The sequence below is a fragment of the Rhizobium herbae genome, assembly GCF_017873135.1.
Lineage (GTDB): Bacteria > Pseudomonadota > Alphaproteobacteria > Rhizobiales > Rhizobiaceae > Pararhizobium > Pararhizobium herbae.
The window spans coordinates 211538-228486 of the sequence record NZ_JAGGJV010000002.1; the positions used below are offsets into that span (position 1 = coordinate 211538).

A 16949-nucleotide genomic window follows, 5' to 3' on the forward strand; every position below is an offset into this window, starting at 1 on the left:
TCCCTCTGCTAGACTAGGTTTTTAGAACCGTTTTTATCATGTCCATTTTCTGCAACTCCCTGAGAATCGGTATCAACTGATCGGCTCCGCAACCGATTTTCGCAGCAATTTCCAACAACCCCCGCTTTCCATCCGCAAGCGAAAGCATCATCAAAAGCCTGTTCAGGGTCGTGCGGTGATCGGTAAAGCCATCACTGGAGCTGCCCCGGTTCATGGGAGAATTGATGGTCGGATAAAGTCCGCGCCGCCCAAGCTGGGGCTCGCCGTAAGGATGCGTGTTTTCCAGGAAGCTATCGTGCAAATCGAATACTTCGATAAATTCGCTCAGAGCATCGGCTGCGCGCTCCACCTGTTCAATCCGCATAAACCGCTTGTCATCCGCCGACGTGTGATATTCGACAAACTGCCCGTAGACAGTACGGGCCGCCTGGATGACGGGGAGGTTGAAGCCCGGCGAACAGAACTGCCTTTCATCCGAACCCGATATCGGTGTGAACTCCCGGATTTCGAACCTGTTGGGATACTGCGCGGCAAAAGTCCTCGCGAGCCTGTCAATCGGGCCGGGCGTCGCCACCCAGTCCTGCCGGGACATCTTGAAGCTCAGCGTATCGCGATGACCGCCGAGGCAGGTCAAGACCATGCCGCCGACGAGGTGTTTGCCGATCTCTTCCCCGAAGCGGCTGAGATAGCAGATCGAACCTATCGTTTCCGGGCAGAGCAGGAAGACATAGGTGTGATGCCGGTGCGGCATCGCCTTTATGCGCTCATACATGCGAAGCAGTCCGAGTGGGCCGGACAGTTCGTTGTTGGCCATGCTCGGATGGCAAAGGTAGGATGAAATCAGGATCGTCTTTTCGGTTTCCCCCGGCAGCACAGACGTCGCAAAATTGACCTCTCCAGGCTGAAGCTTCGTTCTTATGTCGACCGTATACTGCCCTTCAGGCAGGTTTTCGCGCTGCCGGTGGGTCAGGCAGAAGCCCCAGCGCGGGCTGTAGTAGCTGGTTACATAGGGAATGGCATCCGGCAGATGGGGCAACGAATGCAGGTGCGGCTGAAGCTCGGCAAGCGAAATGCTGGCTGAATGCGGAACGGAATAATTCACGAGATGAAGGTTGTTCTGCGCGAAGTCGCAAATGACACTTCCATCCGGCCCGACAAGCCGCGCGCTTTCGACGGACCATTCGTCCGGCACGGTCCAGTCCAGGACGGTCTGGCCACTGGCGATCCCATGCATTTCAAGCGGTATGTATTCCCCAAGGATTTGAAGGCTTTCGCGAAGGCCAGGCCCCGTGATGCTTCGGCAAATGGGGAAAAGACGGTCGAAGATTGAAGAAAGATCGAACATGATTCCAGAACTTTTCTCTGCGAGTGTTAGGCGCTCAACTGCATGGCAGGTTCGGGAAATGCGGCAACTTCCTCTGCGCCCGGCTCCCGCCCCGTGCCAAGGGCACGTGCAGTCAGTTCACGCACGGCCGGGTCCCGGCGCTTCTTCAGATCTTCCTGATACCAGATCGGCGGATACAGCGTTTTATTCGTCACCGGCCGGGTATGGTACCGATATGGCAGAGTGAAGCTTTCGCTGGCCATATACTCCAGCCAGCACGCTGCGCGCTCGCGGATGTCGCGTGCGGCGACGATCGGGCTTTCAAAGCGAAGCATCCGTTCGAAGTCCGCTCTGTTCTTGGGAACCGGGTGTCCGATCGGGTAGTCGATCGGTGCGAAGTGGCCCGCGAGAATGCAGGGAATCCCCATGATCCCGAGTTCGATCGTCGTTGTTCCGTTGTATATGAGGCCGACATCGATGAGGTCCTTCATGTCATGCATATCGAACCAGCGATGGCCCAGAACCATGACATTCTCGCTCGATGGATTCTCGATCAGATCTGCGAAGAACTCATTCGGGAAGGTGGCGATCTCGTTGTTTATCTCGTGCGGATGCGGTTTGATCAGCAGCAACGTATTGCTGCCATCGACGGCTTCCACGCAGTTGTTGATCCAATCCTTCATGCTGGTATGGGCGGGACCGCCATCGAATGGCAGGCCGGAATCGCAGACCACTTTTCCGAAAGCACAGGCGACCTTGCCGCCTTTCGCGCGCCAGGCCGCGATTTTCTCCCTGGCTTCGACGGCTTCCGGCGGAAGCGTCTTGACGCCGCTGGTCGAGCGCTTCACTTTTGTGACGTTTTCAAACCGCTCCAGCATTTCCGGTGCCTGGAAGCGGCGATCCTGATAGTAGCGTTCGAAATTCTCCGGAACGGGGAAGCTCGCCGACCTGACGTTTTTATGGCGCGTCATGTTCCGCAGCACGAGCCGCTGGGATACATTGGTCGAAAAATTGGTGAAGTAGTTTTGATACCCGTTGGCGGCATGCAGGAAGAAGAACGTATCGGGATTGCCGCGTTGCTCGCAGAAGAATCGATGCAATGAATCGGGCAGGCGATTATTGTACAACGACATCGTAGCGAAACGCAGGCCTGTTTCCTGCTGGATTGCGTGGGCGTAGTCGAGAACGCGCGCCGTGCAGCGCGTCCAGCTGGCCAGTCCGCTGATATAACGCTGAAGCGACGGGCAGCCATAGTCGACATTGTAGCAACGACGATTGATCGCGGCGTCTTCCCAGATGGGATGGGAGAGGTCCATGTCGCCCCAGCGCAGGCTACCCTTCGCCGGTTCGAACGTAAAATCGGAGACATCCGGTAGGATTTTGGCGCGGCTGGGATGAATAGCGCTCATTCGCATCACGGCGCCGTTCATGGCGTCGATGGCACGGATTCCAGTTTTTTCGATCGGAAGCAGCCCTTCGACCGTCGGGATGACGGCCCATCCCTGCTTTTTCATCTCGACGAGAACTTTTATCGGATAAAGCCGCAACTGGCTTATGTTGCGCGGAGAAACCAGGACGACGCCTTTCGGGCGTCTCGGCTGCGGAACGCTTGCAAATATCTTTGCCGTCTTATCGAGGAATTTCAATTCTCCGATACGATTGATCAGCTGATAGCTCAGCGTGGGGGAGAAGCGCCCAGGTTCCGACAGCATCTGACCGTGAATGTCATAGACAATGTCAAGCGCCTGCTTAAACCGGCCTTGCCGCTCTGCAATATTGACGTATTCGAGACAGCACGGCATCACCCGAAAGTTCTCAGGCAGCTTATCGAACATTGCTACCGCGTCTTTGTATCGGCCGGACGATTTTGCCCAGCGAAAATAGCTTTTAATGTCCAGTGCTCTGAGTGGCAGAATATGCGACACGTTGGAGATTATTTTGTTTGCATGCCTCATGTCTTCAGCCTCGGCTGAAATTTCGGCGGCGGCAGCCCAGATCAACGGTTGATAACCCGGTTTCTTCGAGAGAGTGAGGCATCTCCGGATGATCTGGGCACTTTCCTCGGCCAGACCGAGTTTCCGCGAGAGATTGAGCATCATGCACAATTCGGAAACGACCTGCCTCTGCCCACCGGCCTTCCTTACGTTGCGTCCGAAAATGCCTTCATGTTCCGCAACAAGCTCCAGCATCCGTGTTCTCGCAAGATCGTAGGCATCGGCATAGCTGGTTACACGCCGCACGCCCTGCCGCAGCATTTCTCCGATAACATGAAGCTTGGCGATCAGTGTCGGCGCTTCCTGGAAGTCACGGTCGCACGCCTCAAGATATTCAGAGTGCAGACGTCCCTGCAGATAATGTTCCTTGAAGCGGAGAAGCTGTCGAGTGCTTTCGGGAAGAGCCTGGGCCTGGCTCTCCGGCGCCGCTTCCGCTCCCTCTGCAATATTTACGTAGCTTGCGGTTTCGAGCGACTGTTCGCCGTCCCCGAGCAAGCTCCCGGACTGCAGATCCGCCTTGGTGTCCGATGCTTCAACGACGGTGCTGGTGCTTGAGGAATCATCGGCAAAATCCATCTGATCGCGGGCAATCTGATCGACAGTACGCCAGCAGTTGCGCAGGGCCGTGAATCGGCGCTTTTCTTTCGGATTATCAGCGAGATGCGGCCGCGCGAGTTCGCGGACGAGGGTTTGGCTCGCCTTGCGGTAGTCGCCCTGCATCGCCTCGCACATCGTGACGATATGAATAAGGTAGACGCTGCGGGGATGTTTCTTGCGCACGGCCCGGGCCGCTTTCAAAAGAACGCGGCGTCCGCCTTCGGTCACGATCTCCCTGGAGATCAGCCGGCCGACTTCAATCGGCGCCGGCTGCTCCACTTTCTCCAACTGTGCGAGACGTTCGAAAATACTCTGAAAATTCTTGGTTTTGGCATAGTTGATCAATTCACCGTTCTGCCGCCGCAACCGATACTCTTCCGCAGCCGTAAACTGGCCGGATAGACGGCTCGTCCTTTCAAGCTGGCGCAGCATCTTGAGGGTGGCCGGGCCGTTGCTGTCTGCGATTTTCAGGGTTGCAAGCGCAAGGCGTGGCAGACTTCTTGCGGATAACCATCCCCCCAGCAACCGGGGTGCATGGTACAGCAGGTCGCGCTTGAGGCGTGAAAGAGTGCCGCCTTTGGCTGGCTGTTGTTTGATCGGTGTCAACTGTCTTCCCCCTCCAGTAGATCCCAGCTCATTGGCGTGCCGCGGCTGACATTGCGGCCAACACGGCGGCCGAGGAGCATCTCATAGTATTTGGGTGCGAGGCCCGAGCCAGGGCGGATGCGGCGTAACGATGAAGGGGTGAGGATGTCGCCTGCCTTCAGGTCTTCGCCAATATAAAGTGAACGGCGCTTCTTGCGGCCGGCCTGCTCGGAAGCCGTGCCGCCGAAGTGGATCCGCCCGAGCGCCTGATAGGCGCGTTCGGTCTCGTCCACGAGGCTGGTGAATTCACCCGGTTCCAGCGAGAAGGCGGAATCAACGCCGCCTTCGCTGCGATCGATGATGAAGTGTTTCTCGATGACGCTGGCGCCGAGCGCGATTGCGGCCACGGAAACGCCGATACCGAGCGTATGGTCCGACAGGCCGACATTGCAGCCGAAGGTCGCCTTGATCTGCGGGATGGTCAGAAGGTTGGTGTTTTCCGGAGAGGCCGGATAGCTGGAGGTGCATTTGAGCAGCGTCAGGTTCGTGCAGCCGGCCGACATCGCCGCCTCGACCGCTTCGGCGATCTCGACGACCGTTGCCATGCCCGTGGAGATGATCATCGGTTTGCCGGTGCTGGCCACTGCCTTGATCAACGGCAGGTCGACAGCTTCGAAGGAGGCGATCTTGTAGCAGGGTGCATTCAGCGACTCGAGCAACTCCACGGCGTCTTCGCTGAAGGGTGTCGAGAAGCAGAGGATCCCTTTTTCGCGGGCGCGATCGAAAATCGGCTTGTGCCATTCGGCCGGAGTCTTGGCTTCTTCATAAAGGTCGTACAGGCGACGACCCGCCCAGAGCGACTTCGGGTCGCGGATGGAGAACTCGCCTTCGTCGAGGTCCAGCGTCATGCTGTCGGCGGTGAACGTCTGGATCTTCAGGGCATGTGCGCCAGTGGCGGCCGCGGCATCGACGATCTCAAGCGCGCGCTGCAGCGAGGCATTATGATTGCCCGACATTTCCGCGATGATGAACGGCGAGCCATCCGCCTTCAAACCATGCGCCGCGCCGAGTTCCTCTTTCAATGTAAGCATTCATAAACACCTTTCAAACGGATATCGAAAATTCGTCAGCCCTCTAGGCTGCGAGGTCGCGTGTACTGCGAAAATCTTCGAGGCCGCTGCGCAGCGAAAAGCGCGGTTCCCATCCCAATGTCGCTCGGGCTGCTTCCAGATCCATAACGGTTCTGGGCGCCTCTTTCTTCACTTCGTCTTCGACGGAAAGATTGCCGGTATTGTCAAAGACGTCATTGACCGTTTCGGCGATTTCAAGCACGGGCAAAGCCCGGCCGCCGCCGATATTGAAAACCCCCGCCGAACAGGGGGTGCGCAGAGACGACAGAATGGCCGCCGTCGCGTCGCGGATATAAATCTGATCGATGCGATAGTCCATATTTCCCTTCAGCACCAGCTTTTCACGCTTGCCGGCCTGATCGATGAACTTCATCAGCGCCGGAGTGCCTTTTTCGCCATGGCCGTAGACGGCTGCGAAACGAAGGGACAGCGCCGCCAAACCATGAAGACGCGCATGCATTTCCACGCAGGATTCGCCCATCAGTTTCGACAGGGCATAAGCATTGATGGGGCGAGGCGGGGACGTTTCCTTGTAGGGAAGGCCGCTTGCGGGCGAATAGACCGCGATCGTCGATGCGTAGATGACCTTCCTGACGCCAGCCGATGCACAGGCGGCCATGAGGTTGCCGACGACTTCGACATTCGGATGGAGAAACGGCGACACATCATCCTGGTTGTCTTCGCGGGTCATGCGACGTCCGGCAAGATGCACGACGGCGTCCACGCCTTCGAGCACGGACTTGAGGCTTTCGCGACTGTAATCCGTCTGCCGGGCACGGGCATCCGGCGCGGGGGCGCGGCCCAGCACGACGGGTGCGTAACCCGCTGCTTTCAGGTCATCGACGAGATATCGTCCGATGAACCCTGAACCGCCTGTTATCGCGATCGCGCCGGTCTCGATCTTCATGCCGATTCCCGCACATAGTAGCCGACGACTTCGAGCGTGCCGTTCACGGCCCTTACAGCCTCGCCGTCCTTGTATCGGTACTCGTGGTAGGCAAAATTGTCCGGCTTCGGGAATTTCATGCGGTCGAAATTTCCACCTGGCGGCATCTGCTGGAACATCAGTTCCATATTGGGGCCGGAATATTCCGGTGCGACCTTGCCGACCGATTTTCCGGTCAGGCAATCCACTGTCATCTGGACGAGGTCGGCACCATACGACGCCTTGATCAGACGCCACATATGGCAGCCGTCCAGCCGTGGTGCGATCTCGACGACACGGGGACCGCCCTCGGTGATGATCATCTGGAAATAAAGCACGCCTGCCTTGATCTGCATTTTCGCGATGATCGCATCCACCAGGGCGAGGGCCTCTTCCTGGTGCCTGGCAGACACATGCACCGGCGGGATGAGATGACCGGCCGGCAGACCCAGGGCGAGGCCCTTGTGGACCAGGCGCTCGGACAGGACCTTCAATTGTGTCTTGCCATCGCAGATCAGCACGTTGCAGGAAACCTCGACGCCATCGAGATAGGCTTCGACGATGGCCTTCTTCGATCGCGAGATTTCCAGCGCCTGGTTGACCGCATCGGCGAGTTCAACGGGGTTGGAGACCTTGACCACGCCGCGCTGGCCCTGTCCATCGACAGGCTTGACCACGCAGGGAAAGGCGCTCCAGCCCGCGGCGTCCTGCACTGTTGCGACATGGCGAAAGGGCACAGGGCTGAGATCGTGCTGCGTCAGGAACGCCCGGAGAGCTGCCTTGTTGTCCAGGAGGTCGATGAAGGCGCTGTCGAAGAAATGCGGCAGGCCCATCCTTTCGCTCAGGGCCACGACGGACTTGATCGCGACATCCGATGATATGGAATAGATGATATCGACACTGTGCTTGCGCGCGACGGCTTCGAGCGCATCGAGATCGACGATATTGACGTGTTCGACGGCATCACAGAACTGCTGTCCGACTTCACCGACGATGGGCGAGCAGCCGACCACTCTCCAGCCTGCTGTTTTCAGGTACCGAATCAGGTCGGCCTGACCTGCATTGGTTCCCAGAACGAGAGCCGTCTTCCTCATATCGCGTCTTCCTCAAGTAGCGCAGCTATCAGGCGCAGCCCGCCGGATTTGTCGACCATCGCCTGTCCGCGAACGGCCATCTCTGTCCGCTGCGCCGTGTCGGCGAGCAGAGGCTCTATGGTTTCGCGGATCATGCTCCTCGTCACGTTGTCGATCGTCCCCAGCATTTTTGCTCCGGCCTTGTCCGCCCAGCCGCGGCATGGACGCACTTGATTGGGCGCAAGTGCAACTAATATCATCGGTAGAGTGCACAATGCTGCCTCATAACTCATCGTTCCGCCTGCAATTATGGCAAGATCGCAGGAATTCATCAATTCCGCGACCTTTTTTGGGTGCATAAAAAATTCAGCACGACCTTTGGGGAGTTCGGCAATGAGGTTCTCGTTCGCCTTGTTGCGCGGATTGCTGTTGCCAGACACGACGATCGCCGTGACGTTTTGCGCTCCGGCCGTCTCCATCAATGCTTCCAGCGTCAATCGAATGGCACCGAGATCGTCGCCGCCGCCGAAGGATACCAGAATCCGCTGCACCGGCCGGCCGGCCGGCCGAATGTCGAGCGCGCTGAACTCCGGGCGCAACACGGCATAGCGTGGACCGAGCAGAAGCCGGGCATTCGGATTCTTGACATAGGCGGCGTAGTCTTCCGCCCGCTCGTAGGGGTTCGAATTGACGATGATGTCGGCGTGGAAATCCCAGGGTTTGCTCGCATCGAACTGCTGCAGGAAGCGGATGCCATGCGCCTTCAGGCTCGCCTGATAGGCCGGATCGACACGGTAGTCGTCCATTACCGCATGGACCGCGTTCATCTCGCGGCACACTGCCAGAAAATCCCTGGCGTCCTGCTCGCAGCTATAGTCTCCCAAAAGCGGGATCCAGCGCGAAAAAAGCTTGGCATCATTCGGCTCGCGGAGGTCTTCGGATGGGCCGACGATTGCGCAGACGTGCCCGCGCTCCGTCAGCAAGCGGGCCATTTCGCGGCAACGCATGAGGTGGCCGAGGCCGACGCGCGAACTCGCATTGCAACGAAAGACGACGGGAATGATCATCCGGCGCGCGATATCCCGTTTCTGGCGGCAAACAGCAGTTCGGCGAACTCCCAATCCTCCGGCGTATCGATGTCCTGAACCCTGCTGCGCGGCAGAAGATAGGGGCGCGAGAGGGGCGAAAACATCGGCTCGCGATCCATGAAGGCGTCGCGCCAGCCCCAGTAGAACTGGCCGGCGTCATGAAATGCCTCGGGCAGATCCTGGCTACGGGTCTTCATATGTTCCGGATACAGCATGCGGACGCCGAGCGGTTCGTCGCGCAGCATGGCCCGCTGAACCGGATGTGGATAGGTGGCTGCCGCGAAAACGAAGTTCGGAACCGGCGGTTCGTCGAGAAGGTTGCGGGCAGCATTGAGGTCTTCGGCTTCGATGAGAGGGCTGGTCGCGTAGATACAGCAGGCCGACACGATCGCTTTGCCGTAGAATGCCTCTGCCTGGGCGATGGTATCGTTGATCGCATCGCGTGCCGGGCTGTGATCGTTCGAAAACTCCGCCGGACGACGGAACGGGACGCTGGCGCCCGAAGCCTTGGCGACTTCGGCGATCTCATCATCATCCGTCGAGACGATGACGTGGTCGAACAGTTTGCTGGAGAGTGCCGCGCGGATCGGCCAGGCAATCATTGGCTGTCCGCCAAAAAGCTTGATGTTCTTTCGCGGTATGCGCTTGCTGCCGCCGCGCGCCGGAATGATTGCTATCTGCATGCTGTTCGTCCGCCCTGGCCTCCTGCCGGAGCGAGTTAATGATTGAAAAGGACCATGCTGTAAAGACGCGTCTTGAAAAATGCGATAGCACACTTGCAAGGCCATGGCCTCCATGTCCGGCAGGGCGCGTCGCGATGCTCGCAAAACCGCCCGGCGCCAAAGTCGAATCTACCGACTTGAATTTCTATCGGCAGTCGTACACAAGAAAGCATGTTGTGCAGATTGCCGATCTTGCGGGAGAAACTGCCGGAGCACCAGTTTTTGCACGAGCATCGAGCGGTGCATTCCGGCTGATGCGGACCCACTCGAGGCCTTACGCGGACCGGGGACCATGAAACTTTTTATTGACATACCAAACAGTTTCTCGGTTTCCCGCTACCACAATCATGCCGAGATCAGACAAGGCTACCAAACGATCATATCGGCGGCTATCGGTCTCAATATTCCAATTGAGCTGTTCAAAACCGTTCCTTTTCTCGGGAACGAGGAGCACTTGGATTTCGAGGATGGTATCTACTATGCGTTTCATGCGCAGAGACCGAAAAAGAACAGCTATTGCATCAAGCCGAGCGCTTTGCCCGGCCTCTGGTACTTCGACGCGGGGGGCTATAGTGGCTGGAGCGAACTCGCCAACCGTCGGGACTTGCAGGAACTGGCCGCGCACTACGATCTGGATGAAGCTGAAAGCGTTATCGCGCACTACAAGCGCAAATTTTTCGAAGAGAACTTCTCCGCTCTGAAGCAATCAGATAATGAGCTTGAGCCGGAGGTCGCCGCTGCCGGCGATTTCGTTTTCTATCCGTTGCAGGTCAACTCCGACGAAGTGCTCAAACTTGCGCGGTTTACGCAGTTCGAAGTCATCCGCAAACTGGCGGAACTGGCGACGCAACATGGCCGGCATGTTGTTTTGAAACGGCATCCACTCTGCGATTCTGTCGCCATCGGCAAAATTCTGAAGGAACTGGAAGGGCATCCATTCGTTCATATAAGCCAGGGTTCCATCCATCGGCTTATTTCAGCGAGCCGTTGCGTACTGGTGTCGAATTCCGGTGTGGGGCTGCAAGCTCTGATACACGGCAAGCGCGTCTATTCGTTTGCCCTCAGCGAATATTCCCACATGACGGCCGCGATGGAGACGCTGGACGATCTGAACAGGATTTTCCTTGACACTCCCGCCCCGTTACCGCCGGAAACCCGCAGCCAACTCGGCTATCTCTTGAATGAGCATTGGGTGGATATCTCCTCGGAAGAAGCGATCACGAAGCGGCTGAAGGCGCATATTTCAGCGTTTGTCACAGCAGCGAAGGAAGAAACCGGGCCGCCGCAGTCGCAGGAAAAATCCATTCTTTCGATTTTGCATCGCGCAAGCAAGGAATTGAGCGACGTCATTGAGCTTATCCTGATGACGTACAAAAATCTGGATGACGTTCAAAAGGAAAAAGTGTCAGTTGTTCTCGCTCGGACAGTCAACGCCGGCCAAATGGTTGAGCCGATATTGCGGCAAACCGGCAGCCATGTCTGGCGCAAATGTATCGGCATCATAAGGCAGCGTGATCCCGCGCGGGCTGCGGCCTTGGGGAGAGACCTTGTCAAGGAAAGGCCGGAAGATAGTTGGGCCATGCTTACCTTGAGCAAGATCCTGTTTGACCTTGAGGAGAGGGAGGAAGGGATGCGGGTGGCACGACAGGCCGCCGATTGCAAAGGAGCCACTCCAGAAGCGATGATTTTTCTGGGCAGGAAACTGCTGCAGAAGGAAACGATGCGCGTGGAGCAGGCACTCGCCTATGCCCGCAAGGCTTTGACCGCCGACCCGAAATACGCCCATGCCTACTGGCTGGAGGGGCGCGCGCTTTTGTTTCAGGAAAAATACGAAGAGGCGCTACGATCCGCGTCCAAAGCGATCGAGCTCATCCCCGACCACTCTGCATTTCTGAAACTGCGCGATAATCTGCATGAGCGGCTGGAAGCGCGCAATATGCCGACGGCAAAAGCTGCGGGTGAGAAACCGGCTTCCGGCTGAAAAACCGCCATGGACACGAGCTTTGCGGCGGGTATCTCACGCCACGTGGCGCAAAGCCGGATCCGGGATAGGCACCGCTGCCATCAGGGCCTGCGTATAGGCATCCCGCGGGCTCTCGAAGACCGACCGGCGCGATCCCATCTCGACAATCCGTCCGGAACGCATGACCGCGACATTGTGCGACATGCGCTCGATCACCGCCATGTCATGCGAGATCAGCAGATAGGCAAGCCCCAGCGTTTCCTGCAGTTCAAGCATCAGGTCGAGCACGCGGGCGCGCACGGAGACGTCGAGCGCCGCGACGCTTTCGTCGGCGACGATCAGTTTCGGGTTCAGCGCCAGCGCACGGGCGATGCAGATGCGCTGACGCTGTCCGCCCGAGAACTCATGCGGATAACGACTGGCGGCATCCGGATCGAGGCCGACCCGGCGCAGCAGCTCGGCGACCCGGTCCCCGCGTTCGCCCTTGTTGGCGAGGCCATGGATGATCAGCGGCTCGGCAATCGCAGCACCCACCGCCATGCGCGGATCGAGCGAGGCGTAGGGGTCCTGAAAGATCATCTGGGCGCTGCGCCGCACCGGCCGCATCTGCCGCTGGCTAAGGCCGCCGATATTGCAGTTGTCGATGACAACGTCGCCGGTGAAGGGGATCAAGCCGAGCACCGCCTTGCCAGTGGTGGACTTGCCCGAGCCGCTTTCGCCGACGAGGCCGAGCGTCTGGCCGGGGAGGATTTCGAAGGAAACGCCGCTGACGGCGGAAGCCGGCGGCTTCTTGCCGAAGAGCCAGCCGGTGGCCTTGCCATAGGTGACGTCGAGACTGCGGACAGTCAGGACGGGCGCGCGATCGAGCGCGGGCGCCTCTCCAATCTGTGGGCTCACACGCGGCGGCCCGTCGGTGCCGGCGTGAGCACCGAGACGCGGCACTGCCGCCAAGAGATCCTGCGTGTAGCGTTCCTTCGGGGCATTGAAGACCGGGAGGGCATTGCCCTGTTCGATGATGCGGCCGGCTTGCATGATGACGACGCGGTCGGCCATCTGGGCAACGACGCCCATGTCGTGGGTGATGAGGATGATCGAGGCGCCGAATTCGCGCTTCAGCTCGTCCATCAGCTTGAGAATCTGCGCCTGTACGGTGACGTCGAGCGCCGTTGTCGGCTCGTCGGCGATCAGCACCTTCGGCCGGCAGGAGAGCGCCATGGCGATCATCACCCGCTGGCGCATGCCGCCGGACAGTTCGTGCGGAAACTGTTTCAGCCGCTTGGCAGGTTCGGTGATATGGACGGCATCGAGCATGCGCAACGCCACGGCCTCCGCCGTATTGCCCTGCGACCCCTGATGCTCGCGGATGGCCTCGGTCAGCTGCGCGCCGATCGACATCACCGGATTGAGCGAGGTCATCGGCTCCTGGAACACCATGGCGATATCGCCGCCGCGCACGCTGCGCATGGCGCTGTTGGACAGGCGGGAGAGTTCCCGGCCTTCCAGCGCGATGCTGCCGGAGGCGATCTGCAAGGAGGCTTTCGGAAGAAGACCCATGATGGCGAGCGAGGTCACGGATTTGCCCGAGCCGCTCTCGCCGGCGATGCAGAGCGTTTCCCCGAGTTTCAGCTCGAAGCTGATATCGTCGAGCACGCGCCGCAGACCTTCCGGCGTGCGGGCATCGACGCAGAGCTTGTTGACGGTCAGAACCGTTGGGGCGGCAGTCGGAAATGTCACGCGAACACGATCCTCGGGAAGTAGAAGGACACCACCCAGTTGGGCATGTCGACGATTTCGCTGATTCTCAGATCGCCGCAGACCGAGCAGAGCATATAGGCGTCGACGGGGTTCATGCCGTGTTCGGCGACCAGCAGGTCGATCATCCGCATGACGCTTTCGCGGGCGCCGGTCATGAGATCGGGGCCGATACCGGTGGTAACCTCATAGCCCATGCCGTCGAGATGGCGGGTGACTGGCTCCGTGGTGGTGAAGCGCGGGCTTTGCAGGCGCGCATCCTTGACCAGTTCGATCGTCGCCTCGACTTCCATCTGGCTTTCGATAGCCGTGCCGCAGACTTCGCCGTCGCCCTGGGCGGCGTGCGTGTCGCCGATCGAGAAGAGCGCGCCTTCGACTTCGACGGGGAGATAAAGCGTCACGCCCGAGGTCAGGTCGCGGATATCGAGATTGCCGCCAACGCGGCGCGGCGGCACGACGGAATGCAGGCCGGGCTCGGCCGGGGCGACGCCGATGGTGCCGGCAAACGGCTTGAGCGGCACCTTGCCGCCGGGGCCGTAGAGCGACGGAGCCATGCTGATGGCATCATAGGACCACATATGCAGGGCGGGATCGGTGAACTGGTCGGCCAGAAGCCCGAAACCGGGAATATTCGCTGTCCAGCCGATACCGGAGGGAATGAAGCGGCGGATCGTCACTTTGAGGGCATCGCCGGGGGCGGCACCCTCGACATAGACCGGGCCTGTGACCGGGTTGATCTTGCCGAAATCGAGCGCTGCCAGCGTCTCCAGCGTCGAGCCGGCACCGAGCTGGCCGCCAGAGGAATCCAGGCATTCGAAATGGATGGTCTCACCCGGCTTGGCGACGACAGCCGGTTCGAAATCCTTGTTCCAGCCGAAATTGTGCTGGGCGCGGTGGATGGTATGGGTGCAGGCGACGCACATTGGTTGTTCTCCCTTGGAAGCGCGGCCCATCGGATTACTGACGTGCTCGCATATCGGTATTCTTGGTTGGCAGGAGCGGCATGCTCCCTCTTCTCCCCAGCGGGGAGAAGGTGGCCCGAAGGGTCGGATGAGGGGGCTAAGCACTCCTCACTTGTGCCGTGCCGCCCCCTCATCGCCTCGCTTTCGCTCGGCACTTCTCCCCGCTGGGGAGAAGAGGCTGCATCTTGCGTGCGCCCCTCACGATCATGGCTCCGACGATCATGGCCCCGAAAAAGTCGCCGGAGCCATGGTTCGTTGTCTTAATCCTTCACGAAGATCGCGTCGTAGTTGATGACGCGGGTCGGATCGACGTAGATATCGCCGGAGCCGCCCATGCGCGGCGACTTGGCGACGACGCGGCGCTCGTTGGTGAGCGGGATCCACGGCGCATCGGCCATGATGTCGGTGAAGATCTTGCCCCACACGGCCTGACGCTCCGTTGCCTTTGCCGGGTCCGACATCGAGTCGGCGGCGATCGCGCGGGCGTCGAGATCCTTGTTGCAATACCATGACCAGTTCCAGCCGCCCTGAACCGCGCCGGCGCAGCCGAGAATCGGACCGTAGAAGTTGGACGGATCCGGGAAGTCGGCGATCCAGGCCATGCCGCCCGACCAGATCATCGGCGCTTCACCTTCGGTGCCGCCGGCGGCGATCACGTTGGCCTGCGCCAGCGCGCGAACCTCGGCCTTGACGCCGACAGCGGCCAGATCCTGCTGGATCGCCTGGGCGATGCGCGGCTGCGGATCGGTGTTGGTCGAGTAAAGGATGGTCTCGAAACCATCCGGGAAGCCGGCTTCGGCCAGCAGAGCCTTGGCCTTCTCGACATCGAAGGCGTAGCCGGTGAAGCTCTTGTCATAACCCGGCATCAGTGGCGGCAACGGCTGGTTGGCGGCGGTGGCGCGGCCGTTGAGGATGCGGGTGATGCGCTCCTTGTTGATGGCCATGTTGAGGGCCTGGCGCACCTTCACATTGTCGAAGGGTTTTACCCTGGTGTTGAGCGTAATGTAGCCGGTGTGGAGCTGTGCACCATCAACGATGATGTCGGCGCCCTCCGGGGAATTCTTGATTTCCACGAATTTCGCCGGCGGAATGCCGTCGCCGGCAATGTCGACCTCGCCCTTCTGCAGGCGCAGCAGCGCGACCAGCGGCTCCTGGCCGACTTCGACGGTGAATTTGTCGATATGCGGCATGTCCTTGACGAAATAATCCGGGTTGCGTTCGAATACGAGGCGCTGGCCGACGGTCCATTCCTTCAGCACGAAGGTGCCGGAGCCGACCGGCTTCTTGCCGAAATCGCCGGCAGCCGCTTCGACGGCTTCCTTCGGCACGACGGAGGCGAAGTTGATGGCGAGCACGTGCAGGAAGGTGGCGTCCGGACGCGACAGGGTGAAGATCACGGTCGAATCATCCGGCGTCGCGATGCCTTCCAGCGTCGTCGATGCGCCGCCGGTCACGGCGTCAAAGCCCTTGATGGCACCGAAGAAGCCGGCGCCCGGGCCTTGGGTCTTCGGATCGACGGCGCGCTCGATCGAATATTTCACGTCGGACGCAACGACCTCGCGGCCGTTGGTGAACTTCACGCCCTTGCGCAGCTTGAAGGTGTAGGTCAGGCCATCGGGCGAGACCTCGTAGGTTTCCGCCAGCGACGGGATCAGATCCGGCGTGCCCGGCGTGTAGTCCATCAGCCGCGAATAGAGGCTCTTGATCATCGACCAGTTGACCCAGTCATAGCCGATGGCCGGATCGAGCGTGGCGATGTCGTCCTTGTAGGTGATGACGATATCGCCACCCTGCTTGATGGCATCCTGGGCGAAGGCGGGCAGCGGCATGAAGGCGAGGGCCATCGCGATTGTCGAGTTTCGAAGCCAGCGTTTGAACATTATTGAGTTCCCCTTTTTGGTTGCTGATGTGGACTAGCGCGCACGAATGCGCGGATCGATGAGCGGTGCGATGACGTCCGCGACGAGATTGCCCAGGACGATGGCGAGCGCGGAGACCAGGGTGACGCCCATGATGATCGGGATATCCACCTGCTGGATTGCCTGCCAGGCCAGCTGGCCGATGCCGGGCCAGCCATAGACCGCCTCGACCACGACCACGCCGCTCATGAACTGGCCGATATCGATGCCGATCATGGCGATAACAGGCAAAAGCGCGTTGGGCAGGGCATGGCGGAAGACGATGCGCGCGGAAGAGAGCCCCTTGGCGCGGGCAGTGCGGACATAATCCTGGTTGAGCACGTCGATCATCGCCGAGCGCACCATGCGCGCATACCAACCGGCCCCGAGGATGCCGAGCGTGGTGGCCGGCAGCACGACATGGGCGAAAGTACCGAAGCCGCTCATCGGAAACCACGCGAGCGTCACCGCAAAGACATAGAGAAGCAGGAGGGCCGCGACGAACTGCGGCGCCGAGACGCCGACGAACGAGGCCATCATCACGAAGCGGTCGACCGGGCCGCCGCGCCGGACGGCGGCGATGACGCCGAGAAACAGCCCGAGCAGCACTTCAACGAAAATGCCGGCGGCCATCAGGATCAGCGTTGCCGGAAGTCTAGCCGCGATCAACGCGCCGACATCGGTCTTCTGGGCATAGGAGCGGCCGAGATTGCCCTCGGTCAGCCCCTTCAGGTAGGCCCAGAATTGCGCCAGCAGAGGTTGGTCTAGTCCGAGTTCGTGCCGGATATTGGCAACCGTCTGCGCCGTGGCGCTGCGGCCGGCGATCATCCGGGCGGGGTCGGCCGGCAGGGCATAGAGCAGCAGGAAGGTGATCGCGGCGACGCCCAGCAGGATCAGGGCGGTCTGGACGAGACGCCGCATCAGCAGGAAGATCAT

Annotated in this window: 12 protein-coding genes; 1 reads left to right on the forward strand and 11 read right to left on the reverse strand. The window is 59.9% G+C overall.

Annotation, left to right across the window (positions count from 1 at the left end; genetic code table 11):
* Positions 1 to 13 precede the first annotated feature (13 nt).
* From J2Z75_RS06345 to pseF, 7 genes are read right to left on the reverse strand one after another with little or no spacing between them, the layout of a single operon-like run.
* A complete protein-coding gene (locus J2Z75_RS06345; protein WP_209849402.1) occupies positions 14 to 1345 on the reverse strand; it encodes a DUF4910 domain-containing protein in 1332 nt (443 codons plus the stop codon).
* A gap of 26 nt (positions 1346 to 1371) precedes the next feature.
* Entirely contained in the window at positions 1372 to 4521 is a 3150-nt protein-coding gene (locus J2Z75_RS06350; RefSeq protein WP_209849405.1) for a hypothetical protein, read from the reverse strand.
* A complete protein-coding gene (gene pseI / locus J2Z75_RS06355; RefSeq protein WP_209849409.1) occupies positions 4518 to 5591 on the reverse strand; it encodes a pseudaminic acid synthase in 1074 nt (357 codons plus the stop codon). The genes J2Z75_RS06350 and pseI overlap by 4 nt, the downstream gene beginning before the upstream one ends.
* Before the next feature lie 43 nt (positions 5592 to 5634).
* The gene (locus J2Z75_RS06360; protein ID WP_209849412.1) at positions 5635 to 6537 is read right to left on the reverse strand and encodes an NAD-dependent epimerase/dehydratase family protein; all 903 of its coding nucleotides are present in this window, start codon (positions 6535 to 6537) and stop codon (positions 5635 to 5637) included.
* A complete protein-coding gene (locus tag J2Z75_RS06365; RefSeq protein WP_209849416.1) occupies positions 6534 to 7649 on the reverse strand; it encodes an ATP-grasp domain-containing protein in 1116 nt (371 codons plus the stop codon). The genes J2Z75_RS06360 and J2Z75_RS06365 overlap by 4 nt, the downstream gene beginning before the upstream one ends.
* Entirely contained in the window at positions 7646 to 8695 is a 1050-nt protein-coding gene (gene pseG / locus J2Z75_RS06370; RefSeq protein ID WP_209849418.1) for a UDP-2,4-diacetamido-2,4,6-trideoxy-beta-L-altropyranose hydrolase, read from the reverse strand. Before pseG ends, J2Z75_RS06365 begins: the two co-directional genes overlap by 4 nt.
* Positions 8692 to 9399 carry a pseudaminic acid cytidylyltransferase gene (pseF, locus tag J2Z75_RS06375; RefSeq protein ID WP_209849422.1) on the reverse strand — a complete coding sequence of 236 codons (708 nt, stop codon included), beginning with the start codon at positions 9397 to 9399 and terminating at the stop codon, positions 8692 to 8694. The genes pseG and pseF overlap by 4 nt, the downstream gene beginning before the upstream one ends.
* A gap of 331 nt (positions 9400 to 9730) precedes the next feature.
* On the opposite strand from pseF, the gene J2Z75_RS06380 reads away from it, so the two are divergent.
* Complete coding sequence (locus tag J2Z75_RS06380; protein WP_209849425.1) at positions 9731 to 11419, forward strand: capsular polysaccharide export protein, LipB/KpsS family; 1689 nt, start codon at positions 9731 to 9733, stop codon at positions 11417 to 11419.
* Between the two features lie 36 nt (positions 11420 to 11455).
* Here J2Z75_RS06380 and J2Z75_RS06385 read toward each other — a convergent pair whose 3' ends face one another.
* The 4 genes from J2Z75_RS06385 to J2Z75_RS06400 form a co-directional block, all read right to left on the reverse strand.
* Positions 11456 to 13135 (reverse strand): ABC transporter ATP-binding protein, encoded by a 1680-nt coding sequence (locus J2Z75_RS06385; protein ID WP_209849428.1) that lies wholly within the window; start codon positions 13133 to 13135, stop codon positions 11456 to 11458.
* Entirely contained in the window at positions 13132 to 14076 is a 945-nt protein-coding gene (locus J2Z75_RS06390) for an acetamidase/formamidase family protein (RefSeq protein ID WP_209849432.1), read from the reverse strand. Before J2Z75_RS06390 ends, J2Z75_RS06385 begins: the two co-directional genes overlap by 4 nt.
* Before the next feature lie 299 nt (positions 14077 to 14375).
* Positions 14376 to 15995, reverse strand: coding sequence for an ABC transporter substrate-binding protein (locus J2Z75_RS06395; RefSeq protein ID WP_209849435.1), 1620 nt, complete (start codon positions 15993 to 15995; stop codon positions 14376 to 14378).
* Between the two features lie 33 nt (positions 15996 to 16028).
* Positions 16029 to 16949 carry an ABC transporter permease gene (locus tag J2Z75_RS06400; protein WP_209849437.1) on the reverse strand — a complete coding sequence of 307 codons (921 nt, stop codon included), beginning with the start codon at positions 16947 to 16949 and terminating at the stop codon, positions 16029 to 16031.

Coding starts and splice junctions, on each gene's coding strand:
- J2Z75_RS06345 (WP_209849402.1), bottom strand. CDS start 1,345: ATGTTCGATCTTTCTTCAATCTTCGACCGTCTTTTCCCCATTTGCCGA.
- pseI (WP_209849409.1), bottom strand. CDS start 5,591: ATGCTTACATTGAAAGAGGAACTCGGCGCGGCGCATGGTTTGAAGGCG.
- J2Z75_RS06360 (WP_209849412.1), bottom strand. CDS start 6,537: ATGAAGATCGAGACCGGCGCGATCGCGATAACAGGCGGTTCAGGGTTC.
- J2Z75_RS06365 (WP_209849416.1), bottom strand. CDS start 7,649: ATGAGGAAGACGGCTCTCGTTCTGGGAACCAATGCAGGTCAGGCCGAC.
- pseG (WP_209849418.1), bottom strand. CDS start 8,695: ATGATCATTCCCGTCGTCTTTCGTTGCAATGCGAGTTCGCGCGTCGGC.
- pseF (WP_209849422.1), bottom strand. CDS start 9,399: ATGCAGATAGCAATCATTCCGGCGCGCGGCGGCAGCAAGCGCATACCG.
- J2Z75_RS06380 (WP_209849425.1), top strand. CDS start 9,731: ATGAAACTTTTTATTGACATACCAAACAGTTTCTCGGTTTCCCGCTAC.
- J2Z75_RS06390 (WP_209849432.1), bottom strand. CDS start 14,076: ATGTGCGTCGCCTGCACCCATACCATCCACCGCGCCCAGCACAATTTC.
- J2Z75_RS06395 (WP_209849435.1), bottom strand. CDS start 15,995: ATGTTCAAACGCTGGCTTCGAAACTCGACAATCGCGATGGCCCTCGCC.
- J2Z75_RS06400 (WP_209849437.1), bottom strand. CDS start 16,949: ATGATCTTCCTGCTGATGCGGCGTCTCGTCCAGACCGCCCTGATCCTG.